This is a genomic window from Streptomonospora halophila (assembly GCF_039542725.1).
Taxonomy (GTDB): domain Bacteria; phylum Actinomycetota; class Actinomycetes; order Streptosporangiales; family Streptosporangiaceae; genus Streptomonospora; species Streptomonospora halophila.
Window position 1 is genome coordinate 89841 of record NZ_BAABIK010000006.1, and the last position, 12628, is coordinate 102468.

Genomic DNA, 12628 nt, shown 5'->3' on the forward strand with positions numbered 1-12628 from the left:
CGACGGCGGCCGCACACGCCGGGAGGGGCGTGTGCGGCCGCCGTCAGCGGTCGCTCCGTGCGCGGACTAGCGCTGGGCGGACGCGGTGCCGGGGGAGGAGAACTCAAGCTCGACCCGGTCGAAGTCGGCCTCCATCTCGGGCGTGGCACGGCCGACGTACTGGAAGACGAAGATGCCGATCAGGCTGACGACCACCGCCGGAACCATCGCGTACAGACCGGTGCCGAAGGCGTCGATCGAGAGGGGACCCAGGTGGACGCCGTCGTTGTCGAGCACGTCCCACAGGATGGCGGTCACGCCGCCGCCGATCATGCCGGCCAGCGCGGCGGCGCGGTTCATGTTGCGCCAGTACAGGGACAGCAGGATGACGGGGCCGAACCCGGCGCCGAACCCGGCCCAGGCGTAGCTGACCAGGCCCATGATGGTGTTGTTGCCCGACAGGGCGATGGCGGCGGCCACGACCGCGATCGCGATGACCGCGCAGCGGCTCGTCCACACCAGCGCCATCGTCGAGACGCGGCCCCGCAGGAACAGCCGGAAGCCGTCCTCGGTGACGGCCGACGCGCCGACCAGCAGCTGGGAGTCGGCGGTGCTCATCACCGCGGCCAGGATCGCCGCAAGCAGCAGACCGGCCACCCACGGGCTGAGCAGGGCCTGGATGAGCTGGGCGAAGACCTGCTCCGGGTCGTTCAGCGGGGTCTGGAAGTACACGGCGCCGGTGAAGCCGAGGACCAGCGCCATGAACATCGCGCTGAAGGCCCAGGTGACGCTGATAGCGCCGGCCTTGCGGACGTCCGTGGCCGCGCGGATGCCCATGAACCGGGCGAGGATGTGCGGCTGGCCGAGGTAGCCGATGCCCCAGGCCAGGCCCGAGATGATGACGATCGGCGCCAGCGCGTCGCCCATGCTGCCCTCGACGCCGCCGAGGACGTCGGCGATGCTCCCGGCCTCACGGGCCGGGTCGGAGGTGATCGCGACGATGCCCACGATCGGGACGATGAGCAGCGCGATCCACATCATCGCGGCCTGGACCACGTCGGTGAGGCTCACGGCGAGGAAGCCGCCGAGGAAGGTGTAGAGGACCACGATGGACACGCCGACGACGATCGCGAGGGCGCTGGGCATCCCGAAGACCTGGTTGAACAGGCCACCCATCGCCACGAGCCCGGAAGCCACGTAGAAGAGGTAGAACACCAGGATCAGCACCGCCGACACCAGGCGCAGCACGCCGCTGCGGTCGGCGAAGCGGTTCTCGAGGTAGGAGGACAGCGTCAGCGAGTCGGAGTCGCCGCCGCTGCGGGCGTCGGTGACGCGCTCGGTGTAGACGCGCAGGCGCCCGGCGATCAGCCACCAGCTGGCGGCGAAACCGATACCCAGTCCGACCGCGATCCAGGCCTCACCCAGGCCCGAGAGGTAGATGGCGCCGGGCAGGCCGAGCAGCAGCCAGGCGCTGAAGTCGCTCGCGTTGGCGCTCAGGGCGGCGACCCAGCTGTTGAGCTTCCGGCCGCCGAGCACGAAGTCCGACTGCGACCTCGTGCGGTTGTACACCCCGATCCCGATCGCGATCATGACGACGAAATACGCGGCGAACGTGGCGATCGACGCCAGCATCGACGTATCCATCGGCGCTCCCTTCTGTGCTGGCCGGTCGTCGGGCAATGCATGGATACTCCCGGTCGATCGCGGTTGCGGGCAATGACCGATATGGAAGTGAGGACGCCTTCGATACCGCGCCGAGTCCTGCGCACGGCACACTTGTCCGATTGCCGCAAGGCGCCGGGCCGCGATTGTCTGATCGCACATGGATCGTCCGAGACCTCGTCGGATCGGACACGGCGGGCGCCGACCGTTCGGCACCGGCCGTTGACCCCCGCATACGTCTGTGACCGGCAACGCCACCGGCCGCCCGGTGCGGGCGCCAGAGGGCGGGCCCAGCCCCCGCAACGGGCGGGGCCGCGGGGGCCGGCGCGGACCCGGGAACGGGGCCGGGAAAACGACGGGCCGCCACCGGGGGCCGGATGGTAGGACGGGGGGCATGAGCCTCCTGCACGTCTTCGACATGGACGGGACCCTCATCCGCGGCACCAGCGCAGCGGTACAGGTCGCGCGCATCTGCGGCACCGAGGCGGAGCTGCTCGACCTGGAGCGCGCGTTCAGCGCCGGGGAGATCGACACCACGGCCTTCTCGGCGACCCTGCACGCCCTGTGGTCGGAGCTCACCGAGGACCACGTCGAGGAGGCGTTCTCCGGCGCGCCCTTCCTCGACGGGATCGCCGAGGTGTGCGCCGACATCCGGGAGCGCGGCGAGCACTCGATCGTGATCACGCTCTCCCCGGACTTCTTCGCCCGGCGGCTGCTCGGCTTCGGGTTCGACGAGGTCGCGGCGTCCCGCTTCCCGCCCCTGCCGTTCACCCGCCCGCTCGACCCCGACGCGGTCCTCGTGCCGCAGGACAAGGTCCGCATCGTCGAGGAGGCCCGGACCTCGGCCGGGCTCCCCCTCCACAACTGCGTGGCCTACGGCGACTCGATGTCCGACGCCCCGCTCTTCGGCCATGTCGCCCACAGTGTCGCGGTCAACGCCGACCACCACCTGGCCGGGATCGCCCGAGCGGAGTACCGCGGCACAAGCCTGCTCGACGCCTACAGCCGCGGCCGCGAACTCGCCGGAGCGGCCTGACGCGGGCGCTCCGAGCGCACAGCCGCAGCACGCGCGCGGCCGCCGCAGCGCGCAGGAGCGCCACCCCGAGGACCGCCGCGGCGACCGCACCCAGCGGGCCGGCCGCGTCGGGCTGCCACAGCCCGACACGGCGCAGGTCGGCCACGCCCGTCGCGGAACGCGGTAGGGGCACGGCCACCGACCAGGCCGCCACGACTCCGCCGAGGGCCCCGGTGGCCGCCGCGACGGCGCTTCGCCGCCGAGTGGGCCCGCCTGCGCCGAGGGCGCGTCGGCGCGCGGCACCATCGCGGTCGTGCCCCACTCCGCCCTCCGCGAACCGCTTCCCCTCGACGACGAGCGGCGCTCGGAGTACCGCGTGATGCAGGCCTTCGGCGGGCGCTCACTGGAGAATCCAGGCCTGGCCGAGATCGCTGCGGCCGCCTCGGCCCGGCTGCGCGGGGAGATCGCGACCGCGGTGACCGACGGCTCGGAGTGCGGCCAGGTCGAGCCCGGCATCGACCGCCCGCGGCCCCGGCCGACCGGTCCGGGCCGGCGTCGGCGGCCCGGCCTCACGGACTCCTGGGCACCGGGTGACCGCCGATCGACAGCGACCGAGCCCCGTTGATCTTGTAGCCAGCGCGAAGGAAAGCGACTTCCGATCTCGATGGCTACAAGATCGGCGATGGTGTGCCGGCTGCAGCCGCGTGGCCGCCCGGTCGCCCGGCGGTCGCTCAGCGGCCGTCGGGGTGGTCGTGCTGGTTCCAGTCGTCGAGCAGGCGGTCGAAGGCGTCCTCGCCGAGTCCCAGGTCCATCCGGATGCGGAACCTGGCGCGCAGCAGCTCCAGCAGCAGGTCGTGGATGTAGGACGACACGTCCTGGTGGCGGAAGCGCTCGATGCCCAGGGTCGCCCAGGTCTGGGCGCCGCCGAGGTCGCCGTGGGCCTGGAGGGTCTCGGCGATGTGGATGAACGTGGGCAGGTTGCGCGGACCCTCGGTGCGCAGCCGCTCCAGTTGGGAGTAGGCGGCGTCGATCATGTCCAGCTCCAGCAGGGCGCCGGCCTGCAGCGCGCGGGCGTCGACGATCGTCGTCCCGCCGTCGTCGATGGCGCGCTGGTAGGCGGCCGAGGCCCGTTCGAACTCCTGGGCCATCTCCCACTGCTCGCCGGCGCGCACGAAGACCTCGGCGCGCGAGATCTCGCTGTCGGAGTCGACGCTGTTGGCCAGGCCGAGGAGCTCCAGTGCGACGTCGACATGGTCGCCGGACTGGACGGCACGGAATTCCAGCCGGTCGAGATCGGCCGTCGTCACACGGGTCACTGCCACCCTCCCTCGCTCCCCAACATCATCGCTGCACGGTGGGCGCGCCCGCCGCTCACCCCCGGGCCGCGCGTTCCAGCGCACCCCAGAACCCCTGCCGCAGGGCCTCGCGGACCTCGTCGCGCAGCAGGAAGTCGATCGGCAGCGCCGATCCCTGCAGCAGGCGCGCCTCCAGGTCGGAGGGCATCCGCGGGCGGCGCACCAGGACCGCCTCCATCCACAGCGCGGGGGCGTCGCGGGCGATCGACTCCGCGAAGTCGTGCCCTTCCCGGCGCGCGACGTTCACAGCGTCGTCCATCGAGTGCGACGATCCTCCGGGCGGAGGCGGCCCCACGCTGGGCGTGGGGTCGGTGTACGGGCCGTGCTGGAGGCGGTGGTCGGGCTGGGGGCCAGTACCCGCGGCGGAACCTGACCGGGTTCCGCCGGGGCTCCCGAACCGGGAGTCAACTTCCGTACTGGCCCCAAAAGTAGGGTTTGGCCCGGTGTTACCTCCGAACCCCGGGTTCTCGCCGGTGTTCGGCCCGTACCGGGGATCCGGTGCGGGCGGTGGCGTGTTCCGGGCGGGCGGGTTCTCCCGGTCGTACCCGTGGCCGCTCATCGAGGGGTGGCCGCCCGTGGGATGGCCCGGGACGGGGTGCCCCCCGGTCGGGTGGGGCTGCTGCGGGGGGTGGCCCCCGGTCGGCGGCCCCGGCTGGTGCTGCGGAGGCGCCTGGCGCGCCTGCGGCGGTCCGTAGGGGTTCTGTGCGCCGTGCATGCCCGGGTGCGGACCGGTGTTGGCGGGCATCCCGTAGCCCGGGTCGCCCCCCGGCTGCTGGCCGCCCGCCATACTGCTGTGCGCGCCGGTCCCGCCCATGTGCGGAGGCGTCTGCCCGCCCGACGGGAAGCCGTTGGCGTCGATCGGGCCCGAGGGCGAGCGCTGCGGATCGACGCCGCCCGCACCCTGCGGCGCGAGGTGGTCGCCGCCGCGCTGCTGGGCGATGCTCTGCTGCATCGCACGCAGCTGGTCCATGGCGCTGCCGGTCATGGCCGGCTGCCCGCCGGTACCGGCGAAGGCGGGCTCGTAGCCGCCCGACGGCGCCGCGGCGGGCTCTACCCGGCCCGGCTGCGGTTTGGCGGCCACCGGGCGCCGCGGCATCTCCGGCGGACTGTGCGAGCGCCCGTTGCTCAGCGGCGCCGTGGTCTCGGCCGCGTCGTCCTCTCCCGCGCCCGCCAGCAATGTGACGTGCGGGCGCAGGTGGCCCGCGCCGATCTCGATCAGGTCGTCGCACTCGCGGCGCAGGGACCGCGAGATCGTCCAGTTGCCCTCGACCGAGATGTGCACGGCGGTGACGCGGACGCCGAGGTCCTGGACGTCCGAAACCACCTGGGCCATGTCCTCGTCACCGCTGACGAGGACCGCCTCGCACAGCACCCCCGTGCGTGCGAGCGTGGTCAGGTCCCGCTGGACGTAGCTCTCGACGCCCTCCCGTCTGCCGGGACGGATGCGCGCGGCTCTGAACTTGATGCCGGGGATGTCCGCGATTCCGTCCTGCTCCTGGGTGCGGCGGCCGTCGGCGGTCGCCTCGTACCAGTAGCAGCGCAACAGCGGGAGCTGCGTGCGGTCGCGTGCCACTTCGTTGAGGAGTTGCACGAGTCCCGCGTAGTCCCATGACACGGAATCGCGGTTGCGGGTTCCGTGCACTGCCATCGCACCGTCGGCGAGGAGGTAGCCGGCGTCTACGAATAGCGCGCAGCGATCCACGCGACACCGCCCCTTCCCGTTGGTTGGTCTGCCGGGGCGATTACCACGCTCCCGGTCCTGTCGGCGTCCGGCGCTGAGCCGTTGGACAGGCCGGGCCACAGCCTAGCCAAGTCTGCGCGGCTTTGTATGCCGCCTCGCCACCGGCCGCCGCTCCCCGGCCCCATGTCGCCCCAGGCAGGCGGTGCGGCGTGGCCCGCGACCGTGCGGGCGGGCCGGACCGCCCGAGCGGCGGACGGGCTGTGCACGGCGTACGGCCGGTCCGCTCCGGCGCGCGCCGGCCCCTGCAGCGGACCGGCCGGCGAGGCAGTGCCCGCCGCGGCGGAGAAACCGGCGCTCTGACTGCTCTGACCTGGGCGGAAGCCGCCGGGCGGGCCGCCCTTGCCCAGGCCGGGCGGGTGCGCCGGCGGTCCGCCGCCGGGGGCGCCTCCGGGCGGCGCGGGCCGCCCTGCCCCGGGAGGCGGGGCGGCGGGCGGCTGCCCCGCGCCCGGCGGATCGAACTGGGGCGGGTCGAACGGCGGAGGCTCCGCGGGCGGGTTCCCGAGACCGGGCGGGTCGAAGTGCGGCGGCTCGGGCGCCTCCGGCGGGCCCGGCGGGTTCGGCGGGTTCGGAGCTTCGGGGGCGTCCGGGACGTCCGGCGGCGGAGCCGGGGCCTCCGGCGCCTCCGGCGGCCCGGGCCCCTCCGGCGGCGCCTCGGACTTCTCCTCAGGCGGCGGCGCGCTCGCGTTGACCTCCCGCCGCGGCGGGTCGTCGGCCGGGTCCGGCGGGTCCGGCTGCTCGGCGCTGTCGGGCGGATCGCCGGCGGGCGGCGGAGCCGGCGGCTCGGGCGCGGGAGGCTGCTCCTCCGTCGCGGGCGGCGCGGCAACGGCGGGCGGGGCCTCCGGCGGGTCCATCGGCTCCTCGGCGCTCACCAGCGCGAAGGCGACGGCGGCCACCGCCGCCGTGACGGCTCCGCCGCCGGCCGTGGCCTGCTGCACCCGCTTGGGCATCCGCTGCCACCATCCGGCGACTCCGGCCGGGATTCCGCCCGCCGCGGCGAGGTAGCCCGCCGCGGCCGGGCCGGCCACCAGCGGCAGCACGATCCCCCGCAGGCCGACGTTGACGTCCATCAGCTCGGCGTAGACCTCGCGGCAGGTTCCGCAGCCGTCGAGGTGCCGGTCGACGTCGGCGGTGTCGCGCTTGGCGAGCCCGCCCCGCACGTAGGCGCCGAGTCTGCTGACCGCCGGACGGCAGGCCTCGGCGGCGCCCCCGGCGAGGTGCATCTGCAGGTACGCCTGGCGCAGCCCTTCGCGCGCCCGGTAGGCCAGCGCCGCGACGCTGTTGGGGTTCATACCGAGGCTGGTGGCGGCCTCCGCCGGTTTGACCCCCTCGATCTCGGTGTACCAGAGCACCGCCTGCCAGCGCTCGGGCAGCGACAGGTAGGCGCGGGCGATCAGCGAGCGCTCCAGTCCGGCCAGCGCCGGGTCGACGAACGGCTCGCCGGAGTCGAAGACGTCCATGTCGTCGGTGACGACCTGCTTCTTCTCGCCGCGGAACCGGTCGTAGACGACGTGGCGCACGGCGGTAAGCAGGTACGGGCGGAAGCCGTCGGCCGGCCCTCCGCCGCGCCCCAGCAGCGCGAGTACGCGCGCGAAGGTCTCGGCGACGGCGTCGTCGACCTCGCTCTCGCTGCGCACCAACTGGCGGGCGAGGCCGCGGGCTGCGCCGACGTGGCGGGTGTAGAGCTCCTCGAAGGCCTCGTTGTCGCCTTCGCGAACCCGCGTCAGCAGCTCACCGTCACCGACGAGCAACTCCGTGTCCTCGACGTGGGGTTCGGTCATGCGCCGCCCTTCTGCTCTGCGGTCCGCAGTGTGTGGTTCCCGCCCCGGTTCGGCCGTGTTCGGCGGGGCTGACAGGTCGTGCGGGCTCCTGCTGGAGGGGGCGATCCGAGGGGATGGCGCGGGCGCAGGAGCCCTTCCGCAAAAAATGTTCCCGCACTCGCGTCATGACCGCCACCCAAGTCCGTGATTAAGCGTGAAGGCGCTGAGGCGCCGTGCACCGGACGACGGGAGCAGAGCACCGATGTGGGGATGCGACACCGGCGGCTTCGAGCTGTGCGACGGCCTGACGACGGGCCGGCGGCTGCGCGAGGTGTGGGGTAGGCGCAGCCGCGAGCGGCGGGCCGAGCCGCACGAGGACTGGTGGACACCGGCCGTCGACGCCGTCTGCACCGCGGTCGTCGAGGGGAAGGGGCTGGCCGAGGCCTGCGGGCGGCTCGGACAGGCCCGGGCGCGCGCGGGCACGACCATCAGCGGTGCGCTCGACGACCTCGCGGCCCTCTTCGACGCACTGGGCGACGCCCAGCCTCCGTTCGACATGGTCACCGCCCTGGCGGCGGGGTGGGAGGACGGCGGCCGCTCCCGCGAGGACTGCCGCGACCCGCTGACCGGGCTGGCCAACGCCGCCTACCTGCGCACCAGGATCAGCGAGCTGTACCGGGGCGCGCCGCATCCCGCGGCGGGCGGACCGGCGGCGCACCGGCTGGTCGCCGTGGCGCTGCCCGAAGGGCTGGACCCCTGGCGGCGCACGGCGCGGCTGATCGTGCTCGGCCACGAGCTGGGCCGGTTCTTCGCCCGGGGCGAGTCGCTGGCCCTGGTCGGCCGCAGCAGGATAGCGGCGCTCGCTCCCGCGGACGCGGAGCTGCGGGAGCGGCTGCCGCGGCTGCACGCGGTTGCGCGGGACGAGCACGGCGCCCGCGTGTGGAGCCTGGCGCTGCCTCCGACCTGCGCATCGGCCCTGGCGATGGTGCAGGACCTGGGGAGACGGACGACCGACGACACCGACTGACCGCCAACAACCAACAACCGGCCACCGGCCACCGACCACCGACCACCGACCACCGACCACCGACAGATCAGACGATTCCCGACGCCGCCGGAGCGCGCGGCTTCGCCAGAGGGGGGCGGGGCCCGCAGCCGGCGGCCCGCCGGCCGAGAACGCGCCCGTTGAGGGGCGGGCGCCACCGGCCGGCGTGTGCCGGAGCTCACGGCTCCGGCTCAGCCACCGGCATGGCGGCGGTCTTCTGGCCCCGAGGAGAGGGCGGCCGCACACGCCGGCCGGCGGCTGGGGGCGCATCGGCGCCCCCAGGAGGCGCGTCCGCATGGGGAGGCGGGCGCGCCTCCGCATCCGCTTCGGCGGAGCCGAGCCGCGGCGGCGCACGGAGGGGGGCGCCGCCGCGGCACCGGGTCGACGCCGGTCCGGCCCTCGCCCGGGCCCCGCCCGGTTCCGGGCACCCGAATGCCGCGACGGCGGCGCGTCGGAAACGGCGCGGCGTGCCCTCGGCGCCCCCGGATGCGGCGGGTTACGCGGGCGCATCCGGGCGGCGGCACTCCCGGCGGTTCCGGTCGTGGGCCGTGCCCGCGGAGCCCGCGCACTCCGCCCGTTCGCGCTCGCGCCCGCCGGTCCCCGGCGATCCCCCGCAGCGGACTCAGAGCATGCTCAGCAGCTCCAGCAGGCCTGCGGCCAGCGCCTCGTCGCCGGCGTCCCCCTCGGGGGCGCCGGCATCGCCGCGGTCCAGAACAGGCCAGCCGCGCAGCCCTGCGAGCCGCGCGCAGGCGGCCGGTCCGCCGCCGGTGAGCAGGTAGCCGCAGGGCGCGTCGGGCCAGTCCGCGGCCATGGGCAGCGCCTCGGTGTAGAACTCCGCCGGCCGCTCGCGCTCGGCGCCCGCCGCACCGGGATCGGGGACTCCGTCGCCGAGCTGGGCGGCACGCAGCTCGGCGCGGGAGTGCGAGCCGTGCTGGGGCAGCAGCGAGTCGGCGATCAGGTACGCGGCCACCGGGCGGTGGGCCGCGCGCTGGGCGGCGCCGATCTGCGGCAGCAGCGGCCCGGCCGCACCGCGGGCCGCCAGCACGACCGGCGAGGGCGGCGCGAGCCTGCGGATCTCCAGCGCGGCGCGGGCGATGTAGCGGGCGGCGTAGGGCGGCCCGTCGTCGTCGGTGATCTCGGCCAGGTCAGCGTGCGCGCCGCGGTCGCGCAGGGCGTCGCGCACGCCCCGCAGCCGCGCGGGGTACTCCAGTGGGCTGTGCAGCAGGATGAGGCCGGGGCTGTCGGTGTTCAGGGCCGGGTCTCCTCGACGAGCCAGGCGAGATAGCCGGGGTTGCCGCCCTCGACGGGTACGGCGATGATCTCGGGGACGTCGTAGCGGTGCACCGACCGCAGGTGCTCGACGAGGTCGGGCAGGCGGTCCCGCGCGGTCTTCATCACCACGCGCCACTCCCGGTCCGCGCAGATCTCGCCCTCCCACCGGTAGTAGCTGGTGATGGGCTCCTCGACCTGGGCGCAGGCGACCAGGCGCCGGTCGACCACCGAGCGCGCGAGGTCGTCGGCGGATTCGCGGGTGTCGCTGGTGGTCTCGACGCGCACGTGCGCGTCCGCGTGCTCGCGCTCTTCAGCCATCGCTCGGCTCCGATCCGCTGCTCGGCTGCTGGCCGCCGCGGGCGCGGGCGGGCCCGTGCGCTCCGAGCGGTGGCCGGCGCACCCTAGGCTCGGTGATCATGAGCGACCGCGACGAACTCCTTCGACACATCAACGATAAAGCCGTCGTGCACGGCCGGGTCACGCTCTCCTCCGGCCAGGAGGCCGACTACTACGTGGACCTGCGGAGGGTGACCCTCGACGGCGAGAGTGCGCCGCTGGTGGGCCGGACGCTGCTGGAGGCCACCGCCGACCTGGGCTACGACGCGGTGGGAGGTCTGACCCTGGGCGCCGACCCGGTCGGGACCGCGATGCTGCACGCCGCGGCCGCGCAGGGGCGGCGGCTGGACTCCTTCGTGGTGCGCAAGGAGGGCAAGGCGCACGGGCTGCAGCGCCGGATCGAGGGGCCGGATGTGGCCGGTCGCCGGGTGCTGGCGGTGGAGGACACCTCCACGACGGGCGGTTCGGTGCTCACGGCGGTCGCGGCGCTGCGCGAGGCGGGGGCCGAGGTCGTGGGAGTCGCGGTCATCGTCGACCGGGGTGCACGGGCGCGCGTGGAAGCGGAGGGGCTCGACTACCGGACGGTGTTCCGGCCGGAGGAGCTGGACGTCTGAGCGCGCGGGCGGCACAGGCGGAGCGCCCGGCCCGCGGTCTGTGCCGGGTGAGCGCTCAGGGCTGGACGGCGAAGCTGTAGCCGGGGTCCTCGCCGGCGACGTCCCGGCGCTCGCCGTGGACGTAGACCTCGACCTCGCTCGGCCGGCCGATGGTCACGCTGAGGGTGCGCTCCTCGGTGAAGCTCAGGTACTCGTCGGTCCGCAGGGTAGTGTCGGCGAGGACGTCGCCGCCGGGTACGGTCACCACCACTTCGCTGGACTCGCCGACCGCCCTGATGTACAGGGTGCCGGTCTGCATCTCCTCGGCCTGGGCGTCGGCGGTGGTGCCCGCCGCGCCTTCGGGTACGGCGGCGGCGTCGCTCCCGGAGGGCAGCGACTTGTACAGGAAGAATCCGCCGAGGATCACGAGAGTGATGAACAGCACGATCACTCCGCCGATGGCCACCATCTGGGCGATGCCTCGCGGATCGTTGCGATGTCGTCCCACGCTGCTGAATGTAGCGTGTATCACCGCGGACATTCGACGGTAGGACGCCAGATATATGTCCGAATCGCGCCCCTGCTCTCCGTTCAAGCCGTCGAAAACACGTAGGGTGACCGGTCTCGACGATCGGCGCACGTGCGGGCGCGGCCGCCGGAACCGGGGTGGCCGCGCGGCGGTGCACGGCCGCCGGTTTGGTCTAGACCTTTCGTTCCGACGCCGACTTCGCGATACTTGCTCCGGCAACCCACTGGGTATTTCCGCACAAGAGGCGGTTCCGCGGAGACAGCCGGGGCCGCTCGTAAGACACTCCAGGCCAACCAGGGAGTCAACACCATGCCTATCGCTACCCCAGAGGTCTACACGGAGATGCTGGGCCGCGCGAAGTCGCAGGGCTTCGCCTACCCGGCCATCAACGTGACCTCCAGCCAGACCCTCCACGCCGCGCTGCGCGGCTTCGCGGAGGCCGAGAGCGACGGCATCATCCAGGTGTCCACCGGCGGCGCGGAGTTCCTGTCCGGCGCGACCGTCAAGGACATGGTCACGGGGTCGATCGCCTTCGCCGAGTACGCCCGCATCGTCGCCGAGAAGTACTCCGTCAACATCGCCCTGCACACCGACCACTGCCCCAAGGACAAGCTCGACGGCTTCGTCCGGCCGCTGCTGCGCGAGTCCTCCGAGCGCGTGGCCAAGGGGCAGCAGCCGCTGTTCCAGTCGCACATGTGGGACGGCTCGGCCGTGGAGCTGGAGGAGAACCTGGAGATCGCCCAGGAACTGCTGGCCGCGTCCAACGCCGCGCGGACCATCCTGGAGATCGAGGTCGGCGTGGTCGGCGGCGAAGAGGACGGCGTCGTCGGCGAGATCAACGAGAAGCTCTACACCACACCCGGCGACGCGCTGCGCACCGCCGAGGTGCTGGGCACCGGCGACAAGGGCTACTACATGACCGCCCTCACCTTCGGCAACGTGCACGGCGTCTACAAGCCCGGGCACGTCAAGCTGCGCCCCGAGGTCCTCAAGGAGGCCCAGGAGGCCGTGTCCGAGAAGTACGGCAAGACCAAGCCCTTCGACTTCGTCTTCCACGGCGGTTCCGGGTCTACCCTTGACGAGATCCACGCGGCCATCGACTACGGCGTCGTGAAGATGAACCTCGACACCGACACCCAGTACGCCTTCACCCGGCCCATCGCGGACCACATGCTCAAGAACTACGACGGCGTGCTGAAGGTCGACGGCGACGTGGGCAACAAGAAGTCCTACGACCCGCGCGCCTACGGCAAGGCGGCCGAGGCCGGCATGGCCGCGCGCGTGGTCGAGGGCTGCCGACAGCTGAAGTCCGCGGGCAACAAGATGAAGTAGCGCCCGCCCCAG

Annotated in this window: 12 protein-coding genes; 5 read left to right on the forward strand and 7 right to left on the reverse strand. The window is 73.7% G+C overall.

The window, feature by feature from the left end:
• Nucleotides 1-66: 66 nt before the first annotated feature.
• The gene (putP, locus tag ABEA15_RS07210; protein WP_345555971.1) at nucleotides 67-1623 is read right to left on the reverse strand and encodes a sodium/proline symporter PutP; all 1557 of its coding nucleotides are present in this window, start codon (nucleotides 1621-1623) and stop codon (nucleotides 67-69) included.
• 412 nt (nucleotides 1624-2035) lie between these two features.
• On the opposite strand from putP, the gene ABEA15_RS07215 reads away from it, so the two are divergent.
• Together ABEA15_RS07215 and ABEA15_RS07220 are read left to right on the forward strand one after the other, a co-directional pair.
• On the forward strand, nucleotides 2036-2677 hold the full coding sequence (locus ABEA15_RS07215; RefSeq protein WP_344141229.1) for an HAD family hydrolase: 642 nt from the start codon (nucleotides 2036-2038) through the stop codon (nucleotides 2675-2677).
• A 292-nt stretch (nucleotides 2678-2969) separates the two neighbouring features.
• Nucleotides 2970-3281 (forward strand): TetR family transcriptional regulator C-terminal domain-containing protein, encoded by a 312-nt coding sequence (locus tag ABEA15_RS07220; RefSeq protein ID WP_345555972.1) that lies wholly within the window; start codon nucleotides 2970-2972, stop codon nucleotides 3279-3281.
• Between the two features lie 106 nt (nucleotides 3282-3387).
• On the opposite strand, the gene ABEA15_RS07225 is transcribed toward ABEA15_RS07220, so the two are convergent.
• The 3 genes from ABEA15_RS07225 to ABEA15_RS07235 are packed head-to-tail and all read right to left on the reverse strand — an operon-like array spanning nucleotide 3388 to nucleotide 7530.
• Nucleotides 3388-3972 carry a tetratricopeptide repeat protein gene (locus tag ABEA15_RS07225; RefSeq protein WP_344141230.1) on the reverse strand — a complete coding sequence of 195 codons (585 nt, stop codon included), beginning with the start codon at nucleotides 3970-3972 and terminating at the stop codon, nucleotides 3388-3390.
• Between the two features lie 55 nt (nucleotides 3973-4027).
• A complete protein-coding gene (locus tag ABEA15_RS07230; RefSeq protein WP_345555973.1) occupies nucleotides 4028-5713 on the reverse strand; it encodes an NYN domain-containing protein in 1686 nt (561 codons plus the stop codon).
• Nucleotides 5689-7530: a sigma-70 family RNA polymerase sigma factor gene (locus tag ABEA15_RS07235; protein WP_345555974.1), complete on the reverse strand. Its 1842-nt coding sequence runs from the start codon at nucleotides 7528-7530 to the stop codon at nucleotides 5689-5691. Before ABEA15_RS07235 ends, ABEA15_RS07230 begins: the two co-directional genes overlap by 25 nt.
• A 241-nt stretch (nucleotides 7531-7771) precedes the next feature.
• Between ABEA15_RS07235 and ABEA15_RS07240 the strand changes: the two genes are divergently transcribed.
• Nucleotides 7772-8536, forward strand: a complete 765-nt coding sequence (locus ABEA15_RS07240) for a hypothetical protein (RefSeq protein ID WP_344141233.1) — start codon at nucleotides 7772-7774, stop codon at nucleotides 8534-8536.
• 640 nt (nucleotides 8537-9176) lie between these two features.
• On the opposite strand, the gene ABEA15_RS07245 is transcribed toward ABEA15_RS07240, so the two are convergent.
• Complete coding sequence (locus tag ABEA15_RS07245) at nucleotides 9177-9737, reverse strand: hypothetical protein (RefSeq protein ID WP_345555975.1); 561 nt, start codon at nucleotides 9735-9737, stop codon at nucleotides 9177-9179.
• Nucleotides 9738-9802: 65 nt separating this feature from the next.
• Nucleotides 9803-10144 (reverse strand): divalent-cation tolerance protein CutA, encoded by a 342-nt coding sequence (cutA, locus tag ABEA15_RS07250; protein ID WP_344141235.1) that lies wholly within the window; start codon nucleotides 10142-10144, stop codon nucleotides 9803-9805.
• A gap of 98 nt (nucleotides 10145-10242) precedes the next feature.
• Between cutA and pyrE the strand changes: the two genes are divergently transcribed.
• Nucleotides 10243-10776: an orotate phosphoribosyltransferase gene (gene pyrE / locus ABEA15_RS07255; protein ID WP_344141236.1), complete on the forward strand. Its 534-nt coding sequence runs from the start codon at nucleotides 10243-10245 to the stop codon at nucleotides 10774-10776.
• Between the two features lie 55 nt (nucleotides 10777-10831).
• On the opposite strand, the gene ABEA15_RS07260 is transcribed toward pyrE, so the two are convergent.
• A complete protein-coding gene (locus ABEA15_RS07260) occupies nucleotides 10832-11263 on the reverse strand; it encodes a RodZ domain-containing protein (RefSeq protein ID WP_344141237.1) in 432 nt (143 codons plus the stop codon).
• A 330-nt stretch (nucleotides 11264-11593) separates the two neighbouring features.
• Here ABEA15_RS07260 and fbaA point away from each other — a divergent pair, with 330 nt between their 5' ends.
• Nucleotides 11594-12616 (forward strand): class II fructose-bisphosphate aldolase, encoded by a 1023-nt coding sequence (gene fbaA / locus ABEA15_RS07265; RefSeq protein WP_344141238.1) that lies wholly within the window; start codon nucleotides 11594-11596, stop codon nucleotides 12614-12616.
• Nucleotides 12617-12628 lie beyond the last annotated feature (12 nt).